The organism is Pseudomonas sp. PI1 (assembly GCF_000812405.1).
Classification (GTDB): domain Bacteria; phylum Pseudomonadota; class Gammaproteobacteria; order Pseudomonadales; family Pseudomonadaceae; genus Pseudomonas; species Pseudomonas citronellolis.
Map to the genome: position 1 here is coordinate 1 of NZ_JWMC01000031.1, position 24,563 is coordinate 24,563.

Consider the following 24,563-nt stretch of genomic DNA (forward strand, 5'->3'; position numbering starts at 1 on the left):
AGCGCATCGAAATGCCTGGCGCTACCGCGCCTTAGCTATCCGGGTTGCTACACCCGTGTCACGGCATTGACCGTGACGGGCAGAGCCTACCGGCGGGGTTTGTAGGGGCTCAATGGAAAGGTCGGGTGTGAAATTTCGCAGAGTGCGGGAGGGGATTGGAGCTTTTGTAGGAGCGAGCTTGCTCGCGAACAGGGTTCCGGGCTGGGTATGGTGTGTGGCCTGAAGAGCGCCCTCTCCCTAACCCTCTCCCTGAAGGGAGAGGGGACCGTTGGGCAGACGTTGATGTTCTGGAGTCAGCCGGCTAGCGCAGAGATTGCCGGCTGAAGCCATTCCTTCTCTCGGCACGGACTAGCCCCCTCTCCCTTCAGGGAGAGGGCTGGGGAGAGGGTTCGGAGTCAACCTCAAGCACCATCACCGCCGGTTGACTCCATTCGCGAGCAAGCTCGCTCCTACGAGAGCGGTTGGCGGTTGGCCTCACCCCTCCTGATACAGCTTCACGATCGCCGAGAAATCCAGCTGCCCATTCCCCTGGTTGCTGAACGCTTGGAACAGCTGCTGCGCCAGCGCCCCGAGCAGCACCGGCTGGCGCACCTGGCGGGCGGCCTCGCTGGCCAGGCCCAGGTCCTTGAGCATCAGGTCGGTGCCGAAGCCGCCGCTGTAGCCGCGCGCCGCCGGGGCGCCGGTGAGCGGGTTGTTCACTTCCGAGGCCCAGCAGCGGCCGCTGGAGGTGTTGATGATGCCGGCCAGCACTTGCGCATCCATGCCCAGCTTCACGCCCAGGGACATGGCTTCGGCCACGCCGATCATGCTGATGCCCAGCAGCAGGTTGTTCGCCACCTTGGCCACCTGGCCGTTGCCGGCGCCGCCGCAGTGCACGATGTTCTTGCCCATGGCCGCCAGCACCGGCCTGGCGTGCTCGAAGTCGGCCGCCTCGCCGCCGACCATGAAGGTCAGGGTGCCGGCCGCCGCGCCCGCGGTGCCGCCGGAGACCGGGGCGTCGAGCATCGGATTGCCGTGGGCCTGGGCCGCCGCCGAGACCTCGCGGGCGCTGTGCGGATCGATGGTGGAGGAGTCGATCAGCAGCACGCCGGGCTGCACCTTGGCCAGCAGGCCCTCAGCGCCGAGGTAGACCTGCTTCACGTGGGCCGCCGCCGGCAGCATGGTGATGATCACTTCCACGTCGGCGCCGGCCAGTTCCGCCGGCGAGGCCACGGCCTTGGCGCCCTGGGCCACGGCGGCCTGCACGGCTGCGCTGGAGAGGTCGAAGACGCTCAGGTCGAAGCCGGCCTTGAGCAGGTTGGCGGCCATGGGGCCGCCCATGTTGCCGAGTCCGATGAAGCCGATGCGCATGGGGTTTCCCCTTGTTGTCGTTGTCGGGAACAGGGCCCGCACCGCGCGTGGCCTGTGGCCCCGCTGCTTCCTGCTGGGGGGCCTGGCCGGCGGGGCGCGCGGGCGGGTTTGGGTGGCTTACTTCAGGTGGATGGTGGTGTTCACCGCACCGCCCACTTCGTTCTCGTCGAACCAGCGTTCGGTGACCGTCTTGGTCTGGGTGTAGAACTGCACCACCTGCTTGCCGTAGGGACCCAGGTCGCCCAGCTTGGAGCCGCGCGAGCCGGTGAAGGAGAACAGCGGCACCGGCACCGGGATGGGCACATTGACGCCCACCTGGCCGACGTCGATCTCTTCCTTGAAGTGCCGCGCGGCGGCGCCGGAGCGGGTGAAGATGGCGGTGCCGTTGCCGTTGGGGTTGGCGTTGATCAGCTCGATGGCTTCGTCCAGGGTCTTCACCGAGACCACGCAGAGCACCGGGCCGAAGATTTCCTCGCGGTAGATGCTCATCTGCGCGCTGACGCCGGAGAAGATGGTCGGGGCGACGAAGTTGCCTTTCTGATAGCCGGCCACCTGCGGGTTGCGGCCGTCCAGCTCCAGCTTGGCGCCTTCCTGGATGCCGCGCTCGATCAGGCCGCTGACGCGGTCCAGGGCGGCGCAGGAGACCAGCGGGCCGACGTCGGTGCCGGCCTCGGTGCCGCCGCTGACCTTGAGGGTCTTGGCCTTGGCCACCAGGTCCGGGATCCACTCGTTGGCCTCGCCCACCAGGATGGCCACGGAAACCGCCATGCAGCGCTGCCCGGCGGCGCCGAAGGCCGCGCCGGCGATGGCGTTGAGGGTCTGCTCCTTGTTGGCGTCGGGCAGGATCACGGCGTGGTTCTTGGCGCCCATCATGCACTGCACGCGCTTGCCGGCCAGCGAGGCGCGGTTGTAGACGTGGGTGCCCACGCGGGTGGAGCCGACGAAGGACACGGCCTTGATGTCCGGGTGGTCGCAGATGGCGTTGACCACGTCCGGGCCGCCGTGGATGACGTTGAGCACACCCGGCGGGATGCCGGCCTCATGGGCCAGCTCGACCAGGCGCATGGTCACCATCGGGTCCTGCTCGGAGGGCTTGAGGACGAAGGTGTTGCCGGTGGCGATGGCCATCGGGAACATCCACAGCGGGATCATCGCCGGGAAGTTGAACGGGGTGATGCCGGCGCACACGCCCAGCGGCTGCAGCAGGGTGAAGGTGTCGACGCCGCCGGCCACGTTGTTGGCCAGCTCGCCCAGCTGCAGGTTGCCGATGGCCGCGGCGTGCTCGACCACCTCCAGGCCGCGGAACACGTCGCCTTCGGCGTCGGGCAGGGTCTTGCCCTGTTCGGCGGTGAGGATGGCCGCCAGTTCCTTCATGTTCTCGCGGATCAGCTGCTGGTACTTGAGGAAGATGCGCGCGCGGGCGCCGATCGGGGTTTTCTTCCAGGTCTTGAACGCGGCCTTGGCGCTGGCCACGGCGCGCTCGACTTCCTCGGCGGTGGCGAAGGGCACGCGGGCGAGGACTTCCTGGGTGGCGGGGTTGATCACCTCGCGCCATTCGCTGCTGGTGGACTCGACGGGCTTGCCGTCGATGAAGAGTTTGACCGTGGGAACGGCAGTAGTGGTGGTACTCATCGGAACTCCCAGCCTGCGGCGGTTTGTTGTTATGGGCCTTGGGCATGCCTCAAGGCAGTTGGATTGATCCTAGCAGTGCATTTTTGATGAATTCAATGCGGTGATGTGCAAGCATGCTCTGCGTTTTTGCACACTCGGAGCCGGCGATGGACTGGGACAACCTGCGTTTCTTCCTCGAACTCTCCCGCGCCGGCAAGCTCACCGTGGCCGCGCGGCGCCTGGGCGTGGACCACACCACGGTGGCGCGGCGCCTGCAGGCGCTGGAAAAGAGCATCGGCGCGCAGCTGCTGGTGCGCGAGCCCTCCGGCTATCGGCTGACCGAGGCCGGGCACGGCCTGCTGCCCCAGGCCGAGGCCATGGAAAGCGCCTGCAAGGTGATCGAGAAGCGCCTGGCCGGGGCCGAGGACAACCTCTCGGGCAAGGTGCGCATCGGCGCCACAGAAGGCTATGGCTCGACGCTGCTGACCTCGCAGCTGGTGGAGCTGAACCGCCGCCACCCGCACCTGGGCGTGGACCTGCTGGCGGTGCCGCGGGCGCTGCAGCTGTCGCGCCACGAGGCGGATATCGTCATCACCCTGGAACGCCCCGGCCGCGGGCCCTACCTGATCACCCGGCTGACCGACTACGTGCTGCGCCTGTACGCGGCCGGGGACTACCTGGCCGAGCGCGGGCCGATCCGCAACCGTGACGACCTGCGCAAGCACGCGCTGGTGGGCTACGTCGACGACCTGCTGTACAGCAAGGAGCTGCAGTACCTGGACGAGATCGGCCGGCCGCTGCACATGGCCCTGCGCTGCACCAGCATCCTGGCCCAGCAGCGCGCGGTGGCCGAGGGAGCGGGGCTGGCCATCCTGCCGGCGTTCGCCGCGGCGGAGGACCCGACGTTGCAGCCGGTGCTGGCGGGCGAGATCGAGTTCGTGCGGACCTTCTGGATGCTGATGCCCACGGAACTCAAGGACATCGCGCGGATGCGCACCACCTGGGACTTCCTCCGCGAGAAGGCCGAGGCGAGCCAGGCGGTTCTGATGGGACGGGGCGCGTAGGGCGAATAACGCTCCGCGTTATCCGCCGTTTGGCCTTGGTCGAACCCCGCCTGGGGGCGAGCCTGGGCATTCCGCCGCGTTTCGCGGATGAGATCCTACAGTCCCGTAGGATGGGTTGAGCGAAGCGATACCCATCACCATGGCTCAGCCATGGCGTTGGCGATGAAAAGGGTGTAGCGGCGTATAACCGCGAACGGTTATACGCCCTATGCCCCCGGGAACCCGGCGCGTGGCGTCAGGCCAGGCCGACGTAGAGGTTCTGCACGTCGTCATTGCCGTCCAGGGCGTCGAGGAAGGCTTCGACTTCCTCCAGCTCCGCGCCGGACAGGCTCACCGGGTTCTTCGCCTTGTAGCCGAGCTTGGCCGAGGCGACGGTGAAACCGTGCTCGGGCAGGGCGCGGCAGACGGCGTCCAGGTCGGTGGCATCGGTGAGGAACAGGGTGTCGCCGTCTTCCTCGCCCGCCTCGAAGTCCTGGGCGCCGGCCTCGATGGCGGCCAGTTCCGCGTCGGCGTCGCTGCTGGCCGGGGTGGCTTCGATCATGCCCAGGTAGTCGAAGTCCCAGGCCACCGAGCCGGAGGCGCCCAGCTGGCCCTTGCGGAACAGCACGCGGATTTCCGCCACGGTGCGGTTCACGTTGTCGGTCAGGCACTCGACGATCACCGGCACGCGGTGCGGGGCGAAGCCTTCGTAGACCACGCGCTCGAAGCTGGCGCCGCCGTCGAGCAGGCCGGCGCCTTTCTTGATGGCGCGCTCCAGGGTGTCGCGCGGCATCGAGGCCTTCTTGGCCTGCTCGACTACCAGGCGCAGTTTCGGGTTCATGTCCGGATCGGCGCCGTTGCGCGCGGCGATCATGATTTCCTTGGCGAGTTTGCCGAAGACGCGGCCCTTGGCGTTGGCGGCGGCTTCCTTATGTTTGGCTTTCCACTGGGCGCCCATGGTGTTCTCTTGGCTGGTTCATGATGGGCGGCAAGTCTAAGCGCTGGCGCGGCGCCTGGCGATATCCGCCGGTGTCTTGCTGGCTGGACCGGGGCGCTCTTCGTAGGATGGGTTGAGCTTGCGATACCCATCGGCCAGGGTGATGGGTATCGCTCCGCTCAACCCATCCTACGAAAGCTCGCCCTGGCGGGAGAGGAAGGCGTAGAGCCGTTCGTCCTGGGAGTGCGCGACGTTGAAACGCAGCCAGGGCACGTGGCGGCCGTCGGGCATGAACAGCTGGCCGGGGAACAGCAGGATCTTCGCTTCCTTGGCCCGCTCGGCCAGCAGCGTGGCGTCGGCCACCGCGCGGTGCCGGGCCCAGAGGAACAGCCCGGCGCGCGGCTCGTGGAACAGCTCCAGCCCCGCCGCCTCCAGGCGCCGGGCCACGCTGTCGTGGGCCTCGCCGAGCTGCTCGCGGAGCTGGCGCACGTGCTTGCGCTGGCGGCCCTGGAGGAGGATGTCCAGGGCCAGGGTTTCGGTGAGTTCAGAGCTGGTCAGCCCGGCCACCATCTTCAGCGGCAGCAGTTCCTCGATCAGCTCCGGGTGGGTGGCGATGAAGCCCACCCGCAGCGCCGGGGCGATGACCTTGGACAGGCTGCCGATGTAGATCACCCGCGCCATCTGGTCGAGGTTGGCCAGCAGCAGTTGGCCGGCGGGGTCGAGGTCGGCGTAGATGTCGTTCTCGACGATCAGGAAGTCGTACTTCTCCGCCAGTTGCAGCAGGCGGTGGCTGGCGGCCAGGGACAGGCTGGCGCCGGTGGGGCTCTGCAGCCGCGCCTGGGTGAAGTAGACCTTGGGCCGGTATTCGCGCACCAGTTGCTCCAGGCGCTCCAGGTCCAGGCCGTCGGCGCTGCGCGGCACGCCCAACAGGTTGGCGCCCTGCAGGCGCAGGTTGAGGAACAGGTTGTGGTAGCCGGGCTCGTCCACCAGCACCGGGTCGCCGCGCTGCACCAGGTAGCGCACGGCCAGGTCCAGGGCCTGGCTGGCGCCGCTGGTCAGCAGTATCTGCTCGGGGCTGGCGGCCACCCCGGCGTCGGCCAGGCGGTCGGCCAGCTTGCCGCGCAGGCGCGGGTTGCCCTTGCTGTGGCCGTAGTTGCCGAACTGCGCCGGTTCCTCCCGGGCCAGGGTGCGCAGGCCGCGCAGCAGGCCTTCGCCATCCAGCCAGTGCTCGGGCAGCACGCCGACGCCGGGGCGCAGTTCCATGCCCAGGGGCTGGAACACCTTGTGCAGCAGCAGGTGGGCGTCGAAGTCGAATTCCGGAGCGGCCTGCTCGTCGGCGGTTTCCCCGGGCAGCGGGCCGCGCACGTAGAAGCCGGCGTTGGGCACGGCGTTCAGGCAGCCGCGCGCCACCAGGCGGTCGTAGGCCTCGACCACGGTGAAGTGGCTCACTCCGTGGGTCTGGGCGAATCTGCGGATGGAGGGCAGCTTGGCGCCAGGGCGCAGGCGCTGCTCGTCGATGGCCTGGGCGATGCCGTCGACGATCTGGGTGACCAGGGGCGTTTCGCAAGTGGGGTCGAGCAACAGCATCGAAGCGTCCGGTGGAAGGGAAACGGAAACTGTACAGGCCGCGCGGCCATAACAGCACTGCAGGCACTCCAGCGCCCCTGTGCATGGCGGCCGGGGCGGGCGGCCCAGCACACTGCGGGGCACGACGCGGCAGCCAAGCCGCGCAAGCCTGATGACAAGGAACTGCCATGCGCGACACAGCTTACAGCATCGACCCCGCGAGTATTTCCGCCGAAGAGTGGCAGGCGCGCTGCGACCTCGCCGCGCTGTACCGGCTGGTGGCGCACTTCCGCTGGACCGACCACATCGACACGCACATCTCCGCCCGCGTGCCGGGCGAGCCGGGGCACTACCTGATCAACCGCTACGGCGTGATGTTCCACGAGATGCGCGCTTCCGACCTGGTCAAGGTCGACCACGCCGGCGACGTCATCGACCCGCGCTTCGGCCCGGGCAGCGTCAACCGCGCTGGCTTCAACATCCACTCGGCGGTGCATGCCGGGCGCCCGGACCTGGCCTGCGTGATCCACACCCACACCGCCGCCGGCATCGCCGTGTCGGCCCTGGAAGAGGGCCTGCTGCCGATCAGCCAGCACGCGCTCAAGTACCACAACCGCCTGGGCTACCACGACTACGAGGGCATCGCCCTGGACCCGGACGAGCGCTCGCGCCTGGTCCGCGACCTCGGTTCGCACATGGCGATGATCCTGCGCAACCACGGCCTGCTGGCCACCGGGCGCTGCATCGCCGAGGCCTTCAACCAGATCTACTTCCTCGAACGCGCCTGCCAGGCCCAGGTCCAGGCCCTGGCCGGCGGCCGCCAGCTGCGCTACCCGCCCGAAGCGGTACGTGAACGCGTCGCCGTGCAGGAGGAGGAAGCCCTGGCCGGCGGCCTGCACCTGCTGGCCTGGGAATCGGCCCTGCGCCTGATCGAGGATGGCGCGGCCGACTACCGCAGCTGACCCCTTCGCCTGCGTCCCGGCCCGCAGAGGCCGGGCGCCTAGCGTGCTTGCAATCTGCCAACAACAAAGCCAAGAGGTGGAAATGAAGAACCCGATAGCGGCGGCCCTGCTCATGGGCCTGGCGTCCGGCGCCATGGCGGCCGACCTGAGTGTGATCTCCTTCGGCGGCACCAGTAAGGACGTGCAGACCGAAGCCTTCTACAAACCCTTCGCGAAGGCCACCGGCAACAAGGTGATCGCCGGCGAGTACAACGGCGAGATGGGCAAGATCAAGGCCATGGTCGACACCCACAGCGTCAACTGGGACGTGGTCCAGATCGAGGGCCCGGAGCTGCTGCGCGGCTGCGACGAGGGCCTGTTCGAGCAACTGGACCCGGCGCGCCTGGGCAATGCCGCCGACTTCGTGCCGGGCACCTTCTCCGACTGCGGCGCCGGCCTGCTGGTGTGGTCGATGGTCATGGCCTACGACAGCAAGCACCTCTCCGCCGCGCCCACGGGCTGGGCGGACTTCTGGGACACGAAGAAATTCCCCGGCAAGCGCGCCCTGCGCAAGGGCGCCAAGTACAGCCTGGAGATCGCCCTGCTGGCCGACGGCGTACCCCGGCAGGACATCTACAAGGTGCTGGCCACCCCCGAAGGCGTCGACCGCGCCTTCCGCAAGCTGGACCAGATCAAGCCGTCGATCCAGTGGTGGGAGTCCGGCGCCCAGCCCATGCAGTTCCTCGCCAGCGGCGACGTGGTGATGAGCACCGCCTACAACGGCCGGGTGTTCGCCGCCCAGGAAGAGGGCGCGCCGATGAAGGTGGTGTGGAACGACAGCCTCTACGCCATCGATTCCTGGGCCATTCCCAAGGGCAGCCCGAACAAGCAGGCGGCGGAGGACTTCATCGCCTTCTCGCTGCGCCCGGAGCAGCAGAAGATCCACACCGTGAAGCTGGGCTATGGCTCGGTCAACACCAAGACCAACGCGCTGGTCGACCCGGCCCTGGTGGAGCGCCTGAACACCGCGCCGGCCAACCTGGAGCAGGCGGTGCCGGTGGACTTCGCCTTCTGGGTGGACCACGGCGAGGAGCTGGAACTGCGCTTCAACGCCTGGGCCGCCAAGGGCAGCTAACCGACGCGCCGCCACACGCTGGCCAGCCAGGGCTGCTGCTCGCGCGGCAGCCCGGCGGGCCGGTAGTAGTGTTCCAGCTGCTCGAAGCCCGCCGCTTCGAGCAGCTGTTTCCAGTTTTCCCAGTCGTGATAGGCACCGTAGCGCGGGCCGTTCCAGCCCTCGGCATTGTCCCCGCGCGGGTTGGAGGCGAACAGCACGCCGCCGGGCTTGAGCGCCGCGCGCAGCTCGCCCAGCACCCGCGGCAGCTCCTGGCGCGGCACGTGGAACAGGCTGGCGTTGGCATAGATGCCATCGAAGCGCGCCGCCGGCAGGTCCAGCGCCAGGAAGTCCTGCAACCACACCTCGCAAGCGCTGGCCTGGCGGGCCATTTCCACGAAGTTCGGGCAGCCGTCCAGGCCCACCGGCGCATGGCCCAGGGCCTTGAAGGTGCACAGATCGCGGCCGGGGCCGCAGCCGAAATCCAGCAGGGCGAAGGGCGGCTGGCCGTGGATGTGCCGCAGCAGGGCGGCGATGTTCTGGCTGACGTCGTGGTCGCGGGTGCCTTCGCGGAAGGCCTCGGCGCTGTCCTGGTAGTGCTGCAGGGTGAGGCGGGAGATGTCGCGGAGGGTCTGGTCGTCTAGGGGCATGGCGGGCGTCGGTGGGTCGCTGGGAGGGTCATTCTACGCCGGGTTTTTGGGGTAATGGGGACTGGGGGGACTTGTAGGAGCGAGCTTGCTCGCGAACGGTGTTCTGCCGGTTGGGGGTGGTGCCTGTGCTGCAGAGCGCCCTCTCCCTAACCCTCTCCCTGAAGGGAGAGGGGACTGTTCGGAGTGCTCGGGTATTTCGGAGTTAGCCGGCAACACTGATGGTCCCCGGCTGAAACCATTCCTTCTCTCGGCACGGACAAGCCCCCTCTCCCTCTGGGAGAGGGTTGGGGTGAGGGGACGGCGTTCATCCCGAACACAACGGCTACCGGCTGGCACCGTTCGCCAAAAATAAAAAAGCGCGGCACACCCCCGAAGGACTGGCCGCGCAACACGCTCAACAGGGAATCAGAACTGCTCGGCCTCCAGCGCATACAGGCTTTCACTGCCAGCCCGCACCGCGCTGGCCAGGGACTGGGTGCGCGGCAACAGGCGGGCGAAATAGAAACGCGCCGTCGCCAGCTTGCCCTGGTGGAAGTCATCGGCCTGGCCGCTGGCTGCGCGGGCCATGCGCGCCCACATGTAGGCGTAGGCGGTGTAGCCGAACAGGTGCAGGTAGTCGACCGCCGCGGCGCCGGGTTCGCGCGGGTCTTGCCTGGCGCGTTCCTGGAGTTGCCGGGTGAGGGCTTCCAACTGGTCCAGGGCTTCCAGCAGCGGGGCGCTGAACTCGTCGTCCGCCGCGGCTCCGGCGAAGGCGCGGATTTCCCCGGCGAACAGCGCCAGCAGCTCGCCGCCGTTGGCCAGCACCTTGCGCCCGACCAGGTCCAGGGCCTGGATGCCGTTGGTGCCTTCGTAGATCTGCGCGATGCGCACGTCGCGCACCAGCTGTTCCTGGCCCCATTCGCGGATGTAGCCGTGGCCGCCGAATACCTGCTGGCCGTGCACGCAGCTTTCCAGCCCGGTGTCGGTGAAGAAGGCCTTGGCCACCGGGGTGAGCAGCGCCACCAGGCCTTCGGCGCGGCTGCGCTCTTCAGCGTTGTCGCCGTACTTGGCGATGTCCAGCTGCTGCCCGAGGTAGGTGGCGAAGGCGCGGCCGCCCTCGGTCAGGGCCTTCATGGTCAGCAGCATGCGCCGCACATCCGGGTGGACGATGATCGGGTCGGCGGCCTTGTCCTTGGCCACCGGGCCGGTCGGGGCGCGGCTCTGGATGCGCTCGCGGGCATAGCCCACGGCGGCCTGGTAGGACATCTCGGCGCAGCCGATGCCCTGGATGCCGATGGACAGGCGCTCGTAGTTCATCATGGTGAACATCGCCGCCAGGCCCTTGTTCGGCTCGCCCACCAGCCAGCCGGTGGCGCCGTCGAAGTTCATCACGCAGGTGGCCGAGGCCTTGATGCCCATCTTGTGCTCGATGGAGCCGCAGCTGACCGGGTTGCGCGCGCCGAGGGAACCGTCTTCACCGACCAGCACTTTCGGCACGAGGAACAGCGAGATGCCCCGCGAGCCGGCCGGCGCGTCGGGCAGCTTGGCCAGCACCAGGTGGATGATGTTTTCGGTCAGGTCCTGCTCGCCGCCGGTAATGAAGATCTTGGTGCCGCTGATTTTGTAGCTGCCGTCGGCCTGGGGTTCGGCGCGGGTGCGGATCAGCCCCAGGTCGGTACCGGCGTGGGGTTCGGTCAGGCACATGGAGCCGGCCCAGCGGCCTTCGTACATGGCCGGCAGGTACTTGCTCTTCAGTTCCTCGCTGGCGTGGGCATCCAGCGCCAGGCAGGCGCCGGCGGAGAGGGTGGAGTAGAGGGCGAAGCTGGCGTTGGCCGCGTAGACCATCTCCTCGAACTGCACCGAGAGCATCTTCGGCATGCCCAGGCCGCCGAAGTCCGGGTTGCCGGCCAGGCCGACCCAGCCGCCCTCGGCGTAGGTGGAGTAGGCCTCGCGGAAGCCGGCCGGGGTGCTCACCGCGCCGTCCTTCCATTGCGCGCCCTGTTCGTCGCCGCTGCGGTTGAGCGGGGCGAGCAGGGTGCCGGTGATCTTCGCCGCTTCTTCGAGGATGGCCTCGGCGGTGTCGGCGTCCACCCGTTCGGCCAGGGCCGGCAGGCGGCGCCACAGGGCCGGGGCGTCGAACACGTCGGTGAGCAGGAAGCGCATGTCGCGCAGCGGAGCCTTGTAGTCGGGCATGAATGTACCTCGGCGCCCCGGCCTGGCCGGGGCGCTATCGCAAGTGGGAAGGGGAGGTCAGAGCTTCTGGGCCCAGTCGCGCAGGACGAACTTCTGCACCTTGCCGGTGGAGGTCTTCGGCAGCTCGGTGAAGACCACGGTCTTGGGCACCTTGAAGCCGGCCAGGTGCTCGCGGCAGAAGGCGATGATCTGCGCCGCCTCGGTGTCGGCGTGGCCGGCCTTGAGGGTGACGAAGGCGCACGGGGTTTCGCCCCAGCGCTCGTCCGGGCGCGCCACCACGGCCGCTTCCAGCACCGCCGGGTGGCGGAACAGCACGCCCTCGACTTCGATGGTGGAGATGTTCTCGCCGCCGGAGATGATGATGTCCTTTAGCCGGTCGCGGATCTCCACGTAGCCGTCGGGGTGCCATACCGCCAGGTCGCCGGTGTGGAACCAGCCGCCGGCGAAGGCTTCCTCGGTGGCGCTGGGGTTCTTCAGGTAGCCCTTCATCACGGTGTTGCCGCGCATGAAGATCTCGCCGACGCTCTGGCCGTCGCGCGGTACCGGCTCCAGTGTCTTGGGATCGGCGACCATCACGCCTTCCAGTGTCGGGTAGCGCACGCCCTGGCGCGACTTGATCCTGGCCCGCTCGTCCAGCGGCAGCTCGTCCCACTCCTCGTGCCAGGCGCACACGGTGACCGGGCCGTAGACCTCGGTGAGGCCGTAGACGTGGGTGACGCGGATGCCCATTTCCTCCACCGCGCCAATGACCTTGGCCGGCGGTGCGGCGCCGGCGACCATGGCGTGCACCGGGTGGTCGATGGCGGCCTTGGCCGAGTCGGGCATGTTGATCAGCGCGTTGAGCACGATGGGCGCGCCGCACATGTGGCTGACGCGGTGCTCACGGATCAGGGTGAGGATCTTCTGCGGGTCGACACGGCGCAGGCATACGTGGGTGCCGGCCAGCGCGGTGACCGTCCAGGGGTAGCACCAGCCGTTGCAGTGGAACATCGGCAGGGTCCACAGGTACACCGGGTGCTGGCCCATGGACCAGGTCATCTGGTTGCCCAGCGAGTTCAGGTAGGCGCCGCGGTGGTGGTAGACCACGCCCTTGGGGTTGCCGGTGGTGCCGGAGGTGTAGTTCAGCGAGATGGCGTCCCACTCGTCGCGCGGCCAGGCCCAGGCGTACTCGGGGTCGCCCTCGGCCAGCAGGGCCTCGTAGTCCAGGCTGCTGACCGGCTCGCCCTCGCCGTATTCCGGGTCGTCGACGTCGATCACCAGCGGCGGGTGGTCGAGCATGCCCAGGGCGGCGCGGATCACGTCGTGGAACTCGCGGTCGGTGATCAGCACCTTGGCCTCGCCGTGCTGCAGCATGAAGGCGATGGCCTCGGCGTCCAGGCGCACGTTGAGGGTGTTGAGCACCGCGCCGATCATCGGGATGGCGAAGTGCGCTTCGAGCATCTGCGGGGTGTTGGGCAGCATCACCGCGACGGTGTCGCCACGGCCGATGCCGCGCCAGGCCAGGGCCGAGGCCAGGCGGCGGCAACGCTGGTAGGTTTCGCGCCAGGTGCGGCGCAGGCTGCCGTGGATCACGGCGGTGCGGTCGGGGTAAACGCTGGCGGTGCGTTCGATGAAGCTCAGCGGGGTCAGCGCGGTATGGTTGACCGAGGCAGGCGCGAGACCCTGTTCGAAGATCGACATATGGACACCCTGTGGCTGATTGTTAGCTCATTGTTCTTGGCTGCCCGCAGGCGGGTCGGGCGGCTGATGGGGCGATTTATAGCAATGCCGAGATAGTTATGGAAGTACAACCATATGCTTATGGTATAAATACTATATTCCAATAAAAGCACCCGGAACTGCCTCCATGCCTGAACTCAACACCCTGGTGCGCCTGCTCCGCGAGCCCGCGCCGGCCGCCGCCCAGGCCGATGCGCTGCTCGCCCTGTGCCGCGCCCGCGCGCCCCTGGAGCGCGCGCTCTACCTGGCCTGGCGGCCGCGTTCGCGCAGCTACGAGGCGCTGGGCGACGAACGCCTGCCTCCGGGCGCCGGCGACCCGCTGCAGGCCAACGACGAGGCCCTGCATGCGGCCTTTGCCGGCCGCCGCGACATGCCCCTGGACGAACTGCTGGCGCTGCCCGGCTGGCTGGGCGGGCGCCTGCGCCGCGCCGGCTGGAGCCATGGCCTGGCCTTGAACCTGGCGCTGGGCGGCGAACCCGGGTTGTTGCTGCTGGCCGCGCGGGATGCCGCCGCCACGCCCTGGCTGGGTTGGGTCGGCGAGCTGCTGGGTGAAGTAATGGCACTGGCCGGCGGCGCACGCCGCACCGCGCCGCTGCTGGCCGCCGAGCCGCTGCCGGCGTTGCTGCTGGATGGCGACGGGCAGTTGCTCGACGGCAACCCGGCGCTGCATGGCCTGGCCGCCGAACTGGGCCTGGATGACGTGCGCGAGCTGCTGCCGAGCAACCACCGCGAGCTGCTGCGCAGTTGCCTGGCCCAGGCCCGCGCGGTGCAGGACGCGCCCAGCGAGCAGGGTGGCCGGCACTTCCTCTGGAGCTTCATCCCCGACGCCGGCCAGGCCGAGGTGCTGGTGCGCGGCCGCGAGGCCAGCGCGCAGATCCAGGGCGAGCGCGAGGCGGCCCAGGCGCGGCGGCTGTACCGGCAGATCATCGAGAACACCAGCGACCTGATCTCGCGGCGCACCCTCGACGGCGTTATCCTCGACGCCTCGCCCTCGTCCTGGCCGCTGCTGGGCTACTGGCCGGAGGAGATGCGCGGCCAGTCGGTGCTGCCGCTGCTGCACCCGGACGACCGCAAGCGCGTGGCCCGCCACACCCGCGACGCCCTGGAACAGGACGGCTACGCGACCCTGACCTACCGCCTGCGCCACCGCGACGGCCACTACCTGTGGTTCGAGACCGCCAGCCGCGCCATCCGCGAGACCTACACCGGGGCGGTGGTGGAGGTGGTCAGCGTGTCCCGCGACATCACCGCGCGGGTGCGCGCCGAGGAGAACCGCCGGCGCCTGGCCGAGGTGGTGGAGGCCAACGCCGACCTGGTGCTGTTCGTCGATGCCGGCGCCCGCCCCAACTACGCCAACCCGGCGGCGCGCAAGGCGCTGAACCTGGGCGAGGACAGCCTGCCGGAGAGCCTCGCCGGGCTGTTCGACGAAGCCCTGTTGCAACGCCTGGCGGAGGAGGGCTGGAAGGCGGCCGACAGCCAGGGCGTGTGGCGCGCCGAGGGCCAGCTGCGGCCGCTGGGCGATGGCGCGCCGGTGCCGGTGTCGCTGGTGCTGCTGGGCCACCGCGCGGCCGGCGGCGAGCGCTACTACTCGCTGGTGGCCCGCGACATGACCGAGCGCGAACTGCGCGAGCACCAGCAGCGCCGCCACCAGGACGAACTGGCCCACAGCGCGCGCCTGGTCACCCTCGGCGAGCTGGCCTCGGGCATCGCCCACGAGATCAACCAGCCGCTGGCCGCGGTGGTCAACTACGCCGGCGCCAGCCAGCGCTACCTGGCGGCCCTGGGCAGCAACCCGGAGGCGGCGCAGCGGGTGGCCCAGGGCCTGGCGCGCATCACCGAGCACGCCAACCACGCCTCGGAAGTCATCCGCCGCCTGCGCGCCTTCCTGCGCAAGGGCCAGCGCCGCCTGCAGGCGCTGGACGTCAACGAGCTGGTGCGCGAATCCCTCGGCCTGTGCGCCTGGGAAGCGGGGCAGGGCGGGGTAGCCATCGGCCAGGCGCTGGCGGAGAATCTGCCGCCGGTCTACGCCGACCGGGTGTTGCTGCAACAGGTGCTGCTGAACCTGCTGCGCAACGCCATCGAGGCCAACCGCGAGCGCCACGCCGGCGCGCCTTCGGCCATCGCCATCGGCTCGGCGCTGGAGGCGGACGGCCGGCTCTGCGTGTGGGTGGAAGACAACGGCCCGGGGGCCGACGAAGAGACGCTGGGGCGCATGTTCACGCCCTTCTACAGCAGCAAGCCGGACGGCCTGGGCCTGGGGCTGTCGATGAGCCGCGGCATGGTCGAAGGCTTCGGCGGCACCCTGGACGCGCGCCCGGCGGCCGACGGCCTGCGCCTGGAGTGCTGGCTGCCGGCGGCCGGCGAAGGGGGCAAGGCATGATGGAAAAAGCACGGGAGCAAGGCATGGAAGTACCGCAAGAGGCGGTGGTGTACGTGGTGGACGACGACCCGGGCATGCTCGAGTCCACCGTCTGGCTGTTCGAGTCGGTGGGCCTGAAGGCGCTGCCCTTCACCAGCGGCCGCGACTTCCTCGAAGCCTGCCCGGCCGACGCCCACGGCTGCGTGCTGCTGGACGTGCGCATGCCCGGCCTGGGCGGCCTGAGCGTGCAGGAGGAAATGCGCCGGCGCGGCCTGGAGCTGCCGGTGATCTTCGTCAGCGGCCACGCCGACGTGCCCATCGTCATCCGCGCCTTCAAGGCCGGCGCGCTGGACTTCATCGAGAAGCCCTACAACGAGCAGTTGCTGCTCGACAGCGTGCAGCAGGCCCTGCAATCCCGCGCCCGCCAGCACGCCTCGCAGGCCGGCCTGGGCGAGGTGGACGAACGCCTCGCCGCGCTCACCCCGCGCGAGCGCGACGTGCTGCTGCCGCTGGTGCGCGGCTACACCAACCGCGAGGTGGCGGAGCAACTGGATATCAGCGTGAAGACCGTGGACCTGTACCGGGCGCGGGTGATGAAGCGCATGCAGGCGCAGACCCTGGCCGACCTGGTGGGGATGGCTATTGCGGCGGGGTTGGTGGATCCGCTGCGGTTGCGGCCGTAGAGCACCCTCACCCCAGCCCTCTCCCGCAAGCGGGAGAGGGGGCTGTTCGGCGTCAACCTGTAGGAGCGGGCCCTGCCCGCGATTCGCGCGCAGGGCGCGCTCCTACAGGGGAATGGCGCGAGCGGGGCAGCGTAGGATCTTATCCGCGAATCGCGCCGTTGGTTCCGGCCATCGCGGACAAGGTCCTCCTACGACCGTGCTTCCCGGGAGCGTAGGGCGAATAACCGTTCGCGGTTATCCGCCGATACACCGGGGCCATAGCCAACGCCAAGGTCAACCCTGGCGCCGCCGGAAGCCAAGGCCAAACGGCGGATAACGCCATAGGCGTTATGCGCCCTACGTGAAACGCCGCTGACCACCGGGGCATTCCCGGGAGCTAACCCCCCGCCGCCGTTGTCTGAAGCAAGGCGGGTATACTCGCCCGCCTGCCCGAACCCCAGGAGCCCCGCTTGTCGAAGTCCCGTCCGTCGCGTCCGCTGCTTTCACTGCTCCTTGCCGCCGGCCTAAGCGCCAGCGCGGCGCTGTATGCCTGCCCGGCCGGGCAGTCGGAGGTCTGCCTGGGCGGCTGCATCTGCGTGGCCGACCCCGATGGGGTGTTCGGCGTGCTCCAGGAAGACGCGCGCAACGTCGCCGCACCCGCCCTGGCGCAGTGGCTCAGCCAGTCCCGCGAGCGCATGGTGGCCGCCGGCGTGCAGCCGCTGCCGCTGGACCTGCGCGTGCAACTGCAGGCCTGGTACCCGGACGACCTGCTGCAGGCGGTGCGCTACCGCGTCGGCCAGGGCCAGGACGTCGACGCCGCCAGCGCCATGCTGCAGAACCAGGACGTGGTCGCCGTGACGCTGGTCGACGTGGTGGTGTTCCGCAACGAGGACGACGCGCTGCACAACCTGGCCCTCTGGGCCCACGAGCTCAAGCACGTGCAGCAGTACCGCGAGCTGGGCGTGGACGGCTTCGCCCGCCAGTACGTGCGCAACTTCAGCGCCCTGGAAGAGCCGGCCTACGCCATCCAGAACCAGGTCTCCCGGGAAGTGCGCAGCGCCCGGGCGCCGGCTGGCGACTAGCCGGGGTCGCTGCCGGTTGGCAGGCGCTGCGGCGCGTTTGATGCACATCAAGGGGCCGGCAACGGCGAAGGCGCAGGCTTAGGGCACAACCCCTGTCCCCCTCCGGAGGTCCCCCATGAACGCCTACACGCGCCTGCTGCTGATCTGCGATCCCCTGCTCCGTGACTCCGCCGCCATGGCGCGGGCCAAGGCCCTGGCGCTGGCCGGTGGCGGCCATCTGCACATGGTCACCCTGGATGCCCTGCCGGTAGGCCTGGGCGTGCTCGACAGCGTGCTGCAGACCCGCGCCCGCGAAGAAACCCGCCTGCGCCAGGAACGCTGGCTGGAGGAACGCGCCGGGGAGCTGCGCGCCCAGGGCGTTGAGGTCGGCGTCGAGGCTATCTGGACCGAGAACCCGCTGGAGGAGGCACTGCGCCTGGTGGAGCAGCACGGCATCGACCTGGTGGTGAAGGACAGCCAGTACGAGCCGGCGCTGAGCCGGGCGATCATGACGCCGCTGGACTGGCAACTGCTGCGTCGCTGCCCGGTGCCGCTGCACCTGGTCAGCACCGCCGACAACCCGCGCCCGCAGCGGGTGCTGGCCGCGCTGGACCTGTCCCAGGACGACGTGCTCGTCGACCAGCTCAACGACCATATCGTCGAGTCGGCGCAGGCCCTAGCCCGGCAGTGCGGCGCCGAGCTGCATCTGCTGCAGGCCTATGACCTGGCCAGCGGCTACCTGGCCTATGCCGCCGGGCCCGTGGCCTGGTCGCCGGAAGTCGCCGAGCAGATGAGCGGCCGCTCGCGCCAGCGCATGGACCGCATCGGCGAGCGCTTCGGCGTCGGCCGGCCCTACCAGCACCTGGTCAAGGGCGCGGCCACCCAGGCCATCAGCGAATTCGCCAACGAGAAAAGCTTCGACGTGGTGGTCATGGGCACCCTCTACCGCCCGGGCCTGGCGAAGATCATCGGCAGCACCACCGAACAGGCGCTGTACCGGGTGCATTCGGGCATTCTCGCGGTCCGGCCCTGAGGCGCGCGGCCATGAAGATGGTCGCGTTCCTCGCCCTGCTGCTGTCGCTCTGGGCCATCGCCGTGGTGGCCTGGATGATGCTGCGCTACACCCCCGCCGGCGGCGACGCCCAGTACGTGTTCCTCTGGGACCGCTGGGAGAACCGCGTATGCCTGGTGTCCATCGGCAACCCGTCGCGGATCATCTGCGACCCGCGCTCGCTCTGGGTGGAACAGCAGAAGGACGACGGACCCACGGCGCGCCGCCCTTGATCGCAGGCGCTCAGCCGCCCTGGCGCCGTTGCTCGGCGTCGCGGCGGCGGGCCTCGGCCAGTGCGTGGGGCGCGGCCAGGCGTTGCTGCAGGCGCTCCAGGTAGTCGCGGGCCTGGGTCTCGTCGTGGAAGGGCACCCGGAACTGGTCGAGCTGGACGTAGCAGTGGCCATCGCGGGTGTGCAGCAGTTGCGTGCGCATGGAAGCCTCCTGGCGGAGCCGGCGGGGAAGTGGACTGCAACCACTTGTACGCCGCACAGGGGGCGACGGCTTGATCCGCATCAACCCAGCGCAGCGGGCGCTGCCGGCCACAGCCGGACGGCAGCGCGGCGCTTTCTCAGCAGTCGCCCTGCAGGGCGGCCCTTTCCTGGCGGCGGCTGCTGGCCAGGGAGATCGACCAGAGCACGAAGCCGCCGATGGCCAGCAGGCTGCCCACCCAGCCCGGCGAGGTCCAGCCGTAGCCGGCGGCCAGGGCCAGGCCGCCGAGGAACGGGCCCAGGGCGTTGGCGAAGTTGAAGGCCGAGTGGTTCAGCGCTGCGGCCAGGCCCTGGGCGTCCTCGGCCACATCCATCAGGCGCGTCTGCAGCACCGTGCCCAGGGCGCCGCCGAAGCCGACGAAGAACACGCAGACCGCGATGCTCCAGATGTTGCCGGCGGTGAACGGGAAGATCGCCAGCACCACCGCGCTCCACACCAGCAGGCCGCCGGCGGTGGGCATCAGCGCGCGGTCGGCGAGCACCGGGATGAACATGTTGCCGAGGGTCATGCCGACGCCGAACACCGCCAGCACCAGCGGCACCACGGCGGGGGAGACGTGGGTGACCGCGCCGAGGATGTCGGCCAGGTAGGTGTACACCGCGAACAGGCCGCCGAAGCCGATGGCGCCGATGCCCAGGGTCAGCCACACCTGGCCGCGCTTCAGCGCGCCCAGCTCGCGCAGCGGGCTGGCGCCGGCCTCGGGCGGCGAGTAAGGCGCCAGCAGGCGCACGCAGAGCATGGTGGTCACGCCCAGGGCTGCGACCAGCGCGAAGCTCCAGCGCCAGCCCAGGGCCTGGCCCAGCCAGTTGGCCAGGGGCACGCCGACGATGGTGGCCACGGTCAGGCCGAGGAACATCCGCCCGACCGCCACCGTGCGCCGGTGCGGCGGCACCAGCGAGGCGGCCACCAGCGCGGCGATGCCGAAATAGGCGCCGTGGGGCAGGCCGCTGATGAAGCGGAACAGCAGCATCCAGTGGTAGGTCGGCGCCAGCGCGCTGAGGCCGTTGCCGATGGCGAACAGCCCCATCAGCAGCACCAGCAGGGTGCGCCGCGGCAGGCGCGCGCCGAGCACCGCCAGCAGCGGCGCGCCCACCACCACGCCCAGGGCGTAGGCGCTGATCACATGGCCGGCGGTGGGCGCATCGATGCCCAGCGCCGGGGCGAAGAGCGGCAGCAGGCTCATGGTGGCGAACTCGGTGGTGCCGATGGCGAAGCCGCCCACGGCGAGGGCGAATAGCACCAGGGCCGCACCGCGGCTGCGCGGTTCGGTTGGGGAGGTAGTCATCAGGGGTCCTTTGGTCTTATGCGGTGCGCCGGGGCGCGGCTGTCACGGGGAGCACGGTCAAGGCAGTGACCGACAGCGAAAGGACGCACAGGATAGCAGAAGGTTCCGCCGGGGTGGACGGAAGGCTCGGAATAGACGGGTAGGGCGTTGGTCGTTTGGACTGGGTAAAGCGGCATCCATGTCTGTAGGAGTGTTCCTGGTAGGTGTGGCTATCAGGGTGATGGGTATCGCTTCGCTCCACCCATCCTACGTCAGGGTTGGCGCTGCTTTGCGGGACGGAGGCTGGGTCGGGAAGCGTCGGCGGAAGGGGGATGGAGAGGGGCGGCATCTTGCCTGGCGGGCAGCGGGACGGGCTGCCGGCGGGGCGATGACGGATTTGGATACTGAGTAGTATGTTGATCGCAAGACGGGATTCCGGCCTGCCCGGGATGCGTCGCCACTTTTCGAAAACCTACTCGGTAGTATTTCCCATGAGCATCATCTGGAGCCCACCGCTGAACGCCGACGAGCGCCGCTGGCAGGAGATCGCCCGGTTGCTCGGCGAGCGCCATTTCCGCTCGCTGGCCGCCGAGATCGACCGCGACCAGCGCTACCCGCTGGAACACCTGCCCGTGCTGCTGGAAAACCGCCTGAGCGGCATGTTCGTGCCCCGCGAATATGGCGGCGAAGGGGCGTCGCTGTGCGCGCTGGTGGCCGTGGTCGAGGAACTGGCGCGCGGCTGCGCTTCCACCGCCGCGATCATGGCGGCCCTGTCCCTCGGCGCGTTTCCCGTGCTGCTCGGCGGCAGCGACGCGCAGAAGCGCCGGCTGCTGGGCGGGCTCGCCGAAACCGGGGCCGCGGTGAACTTCGCGCTCAGCGAGCGTGGCGCGGGCTCCGACCCCGCCGCCCTGCAGACCACCGCCACCCGTTCGGGCAAGGGCTGGCGGATTCGCGGCGAGAAATGCTGGCTGGGCAACGGCGGCCATTCCCGGCACTTCATCGTCTTTGCCGCCACCGGCGAGAACGCCGGGAGGAAGGCCATCAGTGCCTTCGTCGTGGCCCGCGACGCCGAGGGTGTGGTGATCGACCACTACGAAGACAAGATGGGCATCCGCGGCACCACCACCACCAACCTGAAGCTGGACACCTACGTCGAGGACGACGCCATCGTCGGCGAAGCCGGCAAGGGCCTGGGCCTGGCGCTGGCCACTCTCGGCGTGGGCCGCGTGGTCATCGCCGCCCAGGCCAACGGCATCGCCCTGGCGGCATTCGAGGAGGCCGCGGCCCATGCGGTGGAACGCAGCACCTTCGGGCGCCCGATCATCGACCACCAGGGCGTCGGCTTCAAACTGGCCGACGCCGTCACCTCGCTGTACGCGGCCCGCATGCTGACCTACGAAGCCGCCCGTGCATACGACCGTGGCGACGACATAGTCGCGCTGGGGGCGATGGCCAAGCTGTTCTCCAGCGAATCTTCCCACCGCATTGTGGACGATGCCCTACAGATTCTTGGTGGCCGCGGCTACGTAAAGCCCAGCGCGATGGAACGTTATTATCGCGACCAGCGGATCACCGAAATCTACGAAGGCACTTCGGAGATCCAGCGGGTGGTCCTGGCGCGCCAGGTAAAACATTCGTTGTGTGCAAACCCGAACAAGAAGGAATGAAGTGTGGCCAATAAATCCGTCCGTTACGAAAACATGCCGCTGCGTCAGTCGGCGATATTGGATGCCGCGGCAGAGGCGTTTTCCAGAGTTGGTTATGAAGCAACTTCGATCGATTACGTGGCGGACCAGATTCAGGCTACCAAGGGCAGTGTCTATTACTACTACCGGAGCAAGGGGGACCTGTTCGCCGCCGTGCACCGGCGGGCCATGGAAATGAACCTGGAAAGCGTTGCGCCCATCGCCGCGGACTTAGCCCTGGGCGCGGACCAGCGGCTGCGGCGGATGGCGGTCGAGCATACCCGGCTGATGATGGAATACACGTCCTACCAGCGGGTGACCGTGCAAGGCGTCGAGAAGCACCTCACCGGCAGCCTGACCGATGCCCAGCGCGCCGAAATGCAGCGGCTCATCGTCATGCGCGACGAATACGAAGCGCTGTTTCGCGAAGTGATAGAGGAGGGAATCGTCGCCGGCATATTCAAGTCCGTCGATTCGCACCTGTTGGTCAAGCCGCTGTTGGGGGCATTGAACTGGACGACCATGTGGTATCGCCGCCAACCGGGCGAAACGGATATGCAGCGGCTGAAAGTTGCAGAAGAGATTGCGGATTACGTCGTAGATGGTCTCAGGCAAACCTAAAACAACTAGAAGGTAGTAGAGATGAATACGGTAGTCGATAAAGAAACCAGCGAGGCATGGCATGCGGTAGCGCACTGGTACCACTCGTTTTTCACCGGGATGGTACTTTCCTCGGTGACCCGGCAAGGCACATCCCGCGCGGCGGAACTGGTCTACCAGGTGTTCTGCCGGCAACGCTCGGAACGGTTCCTCCAGGGCCTGGCGAAACTGGGCATCGACAAGCTCCCGCCCGCGGTGGCCGCCGCGCAATATCACTACCTGTCGAACAACATCGGCGGCGTCTGCGTCGAGTACATGTACGAGAGCGACCGCAAGGCCTGGGTGCGCTACACGCCGCCGCGCTGGATCTGGTCGGGCACCGCGCTGTGCGGCATCCCCTCGGAGGTTTCCGCGGCCATGCTGCGCGGCTGGCATGCGCAGAACGGCGTCACCCTGGGCAACCCGCGCCTGGGCTTCGTCTGCACCAAGCAGACCGCCGATGGCCAATCCGGCCTGGAAGGCTACTACTACGAATACGACGCGCCCCTGGCGCCCCACGAGCGGCTGCGCTTCGCCCGCCACGAAGACGCCCCGGACTTCGACGCGGCCGCCGCGCCCACGCTGCCCTCCAGTGATTGGCCGCAGGCGCGCATCGAGAAGGCCAGCCGCAACTATGCGATGGAATACGTACGCTCGACCCTGCCCACCGCCGTCGACCTCTTCGGCCCCAGCGAGGCGGTGAACGTGCTGCGCCTGTCGGCGCGCCAGGTCGCCATGCAGTGCTATCACGAGACGGCGGCGCGTCTGGGCGTGGCGCAGGACAAGTCGCTGCACGCCTTCGTCGACTTCCTGGCCAGGCTGGCCCGGGCCCAGGGGGACGAGGTCAGGGTGCAGGAAAGCGCCGACGGCTACGCCATCAGCCAGCGCGGATGGACGCTGTTCGGCCAGGCACAGGCCCTGCACCCGGCGGTCTTCGACATCTGGAACGGCCTGCTGGAAGGCGCCGCCGATGCGCACAACCACCGGCTGGCGCTGAGCGTCACCCACAAGGACCTGGCCAACGGCCGCTTCGCCTGGCACGTCGGGGGAGGTGTGTGATGGCCGGCGCACTGGAAGGACTGCGCGTCATCGACGCCTCGCGGGTCCTCGCCGGGCCCTTCGCCGCGCAGATACTGGCGGATCACGGCGCCGACGTGGTCAAGGTGGAAGGCCCCGAGGGCGACGAGTGCCGGGGCTTCGGCCCGCCGTTCGTGGAGGGCAGCGCGGCCTATTTCAACGCGGTGAACCGCAACAAGCGGGCGATCACCCTGGACATGGGCTCCGAGGCCGGCCGCGAAGTGTTCTGGACGCTGCTGGAAAGCGCCGACGTGCTCATCGAGAACTTCAAGGCGAGCACCCTGCGCGCCTGGGGCATCGAATCGCCGCTGGAGATCACCCGGCGCTTGCCCCGGCTGGTGCATTGCCGCATCACCGGCTTCGGCGACGACGGCCCGCTCGGCGAACTGCCCGGCTACGACGCCGTGGTCCAGGCGCTGTCCGGCCTGATGAGCATCAATGGCGAACCCGGGCGGCTGCCGGTCCGGCTGGGCTCGCCCATCGTCGACATGTGCACCGGCATGAACGCGGCGCTCGCGGCCCTGCTGGCGCTGCACGAGCGCAACGGCAGCGGCCGCGGGCAGATGGCCGACGTCGCCCTGTACGACAGCGGGGTAAGCATGGCGCACCCGTACCTGGCGAACTTCCTGGCCTCGAAGGTGCCGCCCAAACCGGTCGGCAATGGCCACCCGAACATCGTGCCCTACGACCTGTTCGAGACGGCGGGCGCGCCGATATTCGTCGCCGTGGCGAACAACCGGCAGTTCCGCCTGCTCGCCCAACTGCTGGGGGCGCCCGGCCTGGCGGACGATGCGCGGTACGCCAGCAACGGGCTGCGCGTCGAGAACCGGGCCGCGCTCGAAGTCGAGCTGAAACGGCTGTTCGGGCAGGTCCGCGGCGAGGCGTTCGGCGAGGAGCTGTTGCGCAAGGGCGTGCCGGCGGCGGCCATCCTTGACGTCGGGACGGTGGCGCAGGCGCCGCATACGCTGCATCGCCAGATGGTCATGGACGAGGAGGGCTACAGCGGCCCGGGCATTCCGGTGAAGCTGGCGCGCACGCCGGGCGCCTTGCGCAGGCGGCCGCCCCGGCTCGACGAGCACCGCGACGAAGTGCTCATGGCGTGTGGCTTTTCCAGTGCGCAGATAAAGGCGCTCGCCGAGCGCGGCGTATTCGGCGCCGAACGGGAGCCTTGAGGCC

General features: G+C 69.0%; 21 protein-coding genes. 12 read left to right on the forward strand and 9 right to left on the reverse strand.

Annotated elements, in window-relative coordinates; genetic code table 11:
- Positions 1–474: 474 nt before the first annotated feature.
- Complete coding sequence (mmsB, locus tag RN02_RS11195; protein ID WP_043314555.1) at positions 475–1,350, reverse strand: 3-hydroxyisobutyrate dehydrogenase; 876 nt, start codon at positions 1,348–1,350, stop codon at positions 475–477.
- 117 nt (positions 1,351–1,467) lie between these two features.
- Positions 1,468–2,982: a CoA-acylating methylmalonate-semialdehyde dehydrogenase gene (locus RN02_RS11200; protein ID WP_043273745.1), complete on the reverse strand. Its 1,515-nt coding sequence runs from the start codon at positions 2,980–2,982 to the stop codon at positions 1,468–1,470.
- Positions 2,983–3,128: 146 nt separating this feature from the next.
- On the opposite strand from RN02_RS11200, the gene RN02_RS11205 reads away from it, so the two are divergent.
- Positions 3,129–4,025, forward strand: a complete 897-nt coding sequence (locus RN02_RS11205; protein WP_043314556.1) for a LysR family transcriptional regulator — start codon at positions 3,129–3,131, stop codon at positions 4,023–4,025.
- Between the two features lie 235 nt (positions 4,026–4,260).
- Here the strand turns inward: RN02_RS11205 and RN02_RS11210 are convergent, their stop codons facing one another.
- Positions 4,261–4,962, reverse strand: coding sequence for a YebC/PmpR family DNA-binding transcriptional regulator (locus RN02_RS11210; protein WP_043314557.1), 702 nt, complete (start codon positions 4,960–4,962; stop codon positions 4,261–4,263).
- 168 nt (positions 4,963–5,130) lie between these two features.
- Complete coding sequence (locus RN02_RS11215) at positions 5,131–6,528, reverse strand: aminotransferase-like domain-containing protein (RefSeq protein ID WP_043314558.1); 1,398 nt, start codon at positions 6,526–6,528, stop codon at positions 5,131–5,133.
- 167 nt (positions 6,529–6,695) lie between these two features.
- Here RN02_RS11215 and RN02_RS11220 point away from each other — a divergent pair, with 167 nt between their 5' ends.
- A complete protein-coding gene (locus RN02_RS11220) occupies positions 6,696–7,469 on the forward strand; it encodes a class II aldolase/adducin family protein (RefSeq protein WP_043314559.1) in 774 nt (257 codons plus the stop codon).
- Positions 7,470–7,551: 82 nt separating this feature from the next.
- On the forward strand, positions 7,552–8,583 hold the full coding sequence (locus RN02_RS11225) for an ABC transporter substrate-binding protein (protein WP_043314561.1): 1,032 nt from the start codon (positions 7,552–7,554) through the stop codon (positions 8,581–8,583).
- Here the strand turns inward: RN02_RS11225 and RN02_RS11230 are convergent.
- The 3 genes from RN02_RS11230 to RN02_RS11240 all read right to left on the reverse strand — a co-directional run bounded on the left by RN02_RS11230 (position 8,580) and on the right by RN02_RS11240 (position 13,061).
- Positions 8,580–9,209 carry a class I SAM-dependent methyltransferase gene (locus RN02_RS11230; RefSeq protein WP_043314563.1) on the reverse strand — a complete coding sequence of 210 codons (630 nt, stop codon included), beginning with the start codon at positions 9,207–9,209 and terminating at the stop codon, positions 8,580–8,582. The two genes, RN02_RS11225 and RN02_RS11230, sit on opposite strands and share 4 nt — an antisense overlap.
- A 405-nt stretch (positions 9,210–9,614) precedes the next feature.
- Entirely contained in the window at positions 9,615–11,381 is a 1,767-nt protein-coding gene (locus RN02_RS11235; protein ID WP_043314565.1) for an acyl-CoA dehydrogenase C-terminal domain-containing protein, read from the reverse strand.
- Positions 11,382–11,438: 57 nt separating this feature from the next.
- The gene (locus tag RN02_RS11240) at positions 11,439–13,061 is read right to left on the reverse strand and encodes an acyl-CoA synthetase (RefSeq protein WP_043314566.1); all 1,623 of its coding nucleotides are present in this window, start codon (positions 13,059–13,061) and stop codon (positions 11,439–11,441) included.
- A 166-nt stretch (positions 13,062–13,227) separates the two neighbouring features.
- Here RN02_RS11240 and RN02_RS11245 point away from each other — a divergent pair, with 166 nt between their 5' ends.
- From RN02_RS11245 to RN02_RS11265, 5 genes are all read left to right on the forward strand, one after another.
- The gene (locus RN02_RS11245) at positions 13,228–15,480 is read left to right on the forward strand and encodes a PAS domain-containing sensor histidine kinase (RefSeq protein WP_043314569.1); all 2,253 of its coding nucleotides are present in this window, start codon (positions 13,228–13,230) and stop codon (positions 15,478–15,480) included.
- Between the two features lie 23 nt (positions 15,481–15,503).
- On the forward strand, positions 15,504–16,142 hold the full coding sequence (locus RN02_RS11250; RefSeq protein ID WP_043314570.1) for a response regulator transcription factor: 639 nt from the start codon (positions 15,504–15,506) through the stop codon (positions 16,140–16,142).
- 449 nt (positions 16,143–16,591) lie between these two features.
- On the forward strand, positions 16,592–17,203 hold the full coding sequence (locus tag RN02_RS11255; RefSeq protein ID WP_043314571.1) for an eCIS core domain-containing protein: 612 nt from the start codon (positions 16,592–16,594) through the stop codon (positions 17,201–17,203).
- 115 nt (positions 17,204–17,318) lie between these two features.
- A complete protein-coding gene (locus RN02_RS11260; protein WP_043314572.1) occupies positions 17,319–18,215 on the forward strand; it encodes a universal stress protein in 897 nt (298 codons plus the stop codon).
- 11 nt (positions 18,216–18,226) lie between these two features.
- A complete protein-coding gene (locus RN02_RS11265; RefSeq protein WP_009620020.1) occupies positions 18,227–18,466 on the forward strand; it encodes a hypothetical protein in 240 nt (79 codons plus the stop codon).
- A 10-nt stretch (positions 18,467–18,476) separates the two neighbouring features.
- On the opposite strand, the gene RN02_RS11270 is transcribed toward RN02_RS11265, so the two are convergent.
- Entirely contained in the window at positions 18,477–18,665 is a 189-nt protein-coding gene (locus tag RN02_RS11270; protein WP_043314573.1) for a hypothetical protein, read from the reverse strand.
- Between the two features lie 136 nt (positions 18,666–18,801).
- The gene (locus RN02_RS11275) at positions 18,802–20,007 is read right to left on the reverse strand and encodes an MFS transporter (RefSeq protein WP_043314574.1); all 1,206 of its coding nucleotides are present in this window, start codon (positions 20,005–20,007) and stop codon (positions 18,802–18,804) included.
- Between the two features lie 470 nt (positions 20,008–20,477).
- Here RN02_RS11275 and RN02_RS11280 point away from each other — a divergent pair, with 470 nt between their 5' ends.
- The 4 genes from RN02_RS11280 to RN02_RS11295 are packed head-to-tail and all read left to right on the forward strand — an operon-like array spanning position 20,478 to position 24,559.
- Positions 20,478–21,653 (forward strand): acyl-CoA dehydrogenase family protein, encoded by a 1,176-nt coding sequence (locus RN02_RS11280; RefSeq protein ID WP_043314575.1) that lies wholly within the window; start codon positions 20,478–20,480, stop codon positions 21,651–21,653.
- A gap of 3 nt (positions 21,654–21,656) precedes the next feature.
- The gene (locus tag RN02_RS11285; protein WP_082033768.1) at positions 21,657–22,292 is read left to right on the forward strand and encodes a TetR/AcrR family transcriptional regulator; all 636 of its coding nucleotides are present in this window, start codon (positions 21,657–21,659) and stop codon (positions 22,290–22,292) included.
- A 21-nt stretch (positions 22,293–22,313) separates the two neighbouring features.
- On the forward strand, positions 22,314–23,369 hold the full coding sequence (locus tag RN02_RS11290; protein ID WP_043314576.1) for a hypothetical protein: 1,056 nt from the start codon (positions 22,314–22,316) through the stop codon (positions 23,367–23,369).
- A complete protein-coding gene (locus tag RN02_RS11295) occupies positions 23,369–24,559 on the forward strand; it encodes a CaiB/BaiF CoA transferase family protein (RefSeq protein WP_082033769.1) in 1,191 nt (396 codons plus the stop codon). Before RN02_RS11290 ends, RN02_RS11295 begins: the two co-directional genes overlap by 1 nt.
- Positions 24,560–24,563 lie beyond the last annotated feature (4 nt).

Excerpts from the sequence above, each read along its gene's own strand:
- mmsB (WP_043314555.1), bottom strand. The coding sequence starts at position 1,350 with ATGCGCATCGGCTTCATCGGACTCGGCAACATGGGCGGCCCCATGGCC.
- RN02_RS11200 (WP_043273745.1), bottom strand. The coding sequence starts at position 2,982 with ATGAGTACCACCACTACTGCCGTTCCCACGGTCAAACTCTTCATCGAC.
- RN02_RS11205 (WP_043314556.1), top strand. The coding sequence starts at position 3,129 with ATGGACTGGGACAACCTGCGTTTCTTCCTCGAACTCTCCCGCGCCGGC.
- RN02_RS11210 (WP_043314557.1), bottom strand. The coding sequence starts at position 4,962 with ATGGGCGCCCAGTGGAAAGCCAAACATAAGGAAGCCGCCGCCAACGCC.
- RN02_RS11215 (WP_043314558.1), bottom strand. The coding sequence starts at position 6,528 with ATGCTGTTGCTCGACCCCACTTGCGAAACGCCCCTGGTCACCCAGATC.
- RN02_RS11220 (WP_043314559.1), top strand. The coding sequence starts at position 6,696 with ATGCGCGACACAGCTTACAGCATCGACCCCGCGAGTATTTCCGCCGAA.
- RN02_RS11225 (WP_043314561.1), top strand. The coding sequence starts at position 7,552 with ATGAAGAACCCGATAGCGGCGGCCCTGCTCATGGGCCTGGCGTCCGGC.
- RN02_RS11230 (WP_043314563.1), bottom strand. The coding sequence starts at position 9,209 with ATGCCCCTAGACGACCAGACCCTCCGCGACATCTCCCGCCTCACCCTG.
- RN02_RS11235 (WP_043314565.1), bottom strand. The coding sequence starts at position 11,381 with ATGCCCGACTACAAGGCTCCGCTGCGCGACATGCGCTTCCTGCTCACC.
- RN02_RS11240 (WP_043314566.1), bottom strand. The coding sequence starts at position 13,061 with ATGTCGATCTTCGAACAGGGTCTCGCGCCTGCCTCGGTCAACCATACC.
- RN02_RS11245 (WP_043314569.1), top strand. The coding sequence starts at position 13,228 with ATGCCTGAACTCAACACCCTGGTGCGCCTGCTCCGCGAGCCCGCGCCG.
- RN02_RS11250 (WP_043314570.1), top strand. The coding sequence starts at position 15,504 with ATGGAAGTACCGCAAGAGGCGGTGGTGTACGTGGTGGACGACGACCCG.
- RN02_RS11260 (WP_043314572.1), top strand. The coding sequence starts at position 17,319 with ATGAACGCCTACACGCGCCTGCTGCTGATCTGCGATCCCCTGCTCCGT.
- RN02_RS11265 (WP_009620020.1), top strand. The coding sequence starts at position 18,227 with ATGAAGATGGTCGCGTTCCTCGCCCTGCTGCTGTCGCTCTGGGCCATC.
- RN02_RS11270 (WP_043314573.1), bottom strand. The coding sequence starts at position 18,665 with ATGCGCACGCAACTGCTGCACACCCGCGATGGCCACTGCTACGTCCAG.
- RN02_RS11275 (WP_043314574.1), bottom strand. The coding sequence starts at position 20,007 with ATGACTACCTCCCCAACCGAACCGCGCAGCCGCGGTGCGGCCCTGGTG.
- RN02_RS11280 (WP_043314575.1), top strand. The coding sequence starts at position 20,478 with ATGAGCATCATCTGGAGCCCACCGCTGAACGCCGACGAGCGCCGCTGG.
- RN02_RS11290 (WP_043314576.1), top strand. The coding sequence starts at position 22,314 with ATGAATACGGTAGTCGATAAAGAAACCAGCGAGGCATGGCATGCGGTA.
- RN02_RS11295 (WP_082033769.1), top strand. The coding sequence starts at position 23,369 with ATGGCCGGCGCACTGGAAGGACTGCGCGTCATCGACGCCTCGCGGGTC.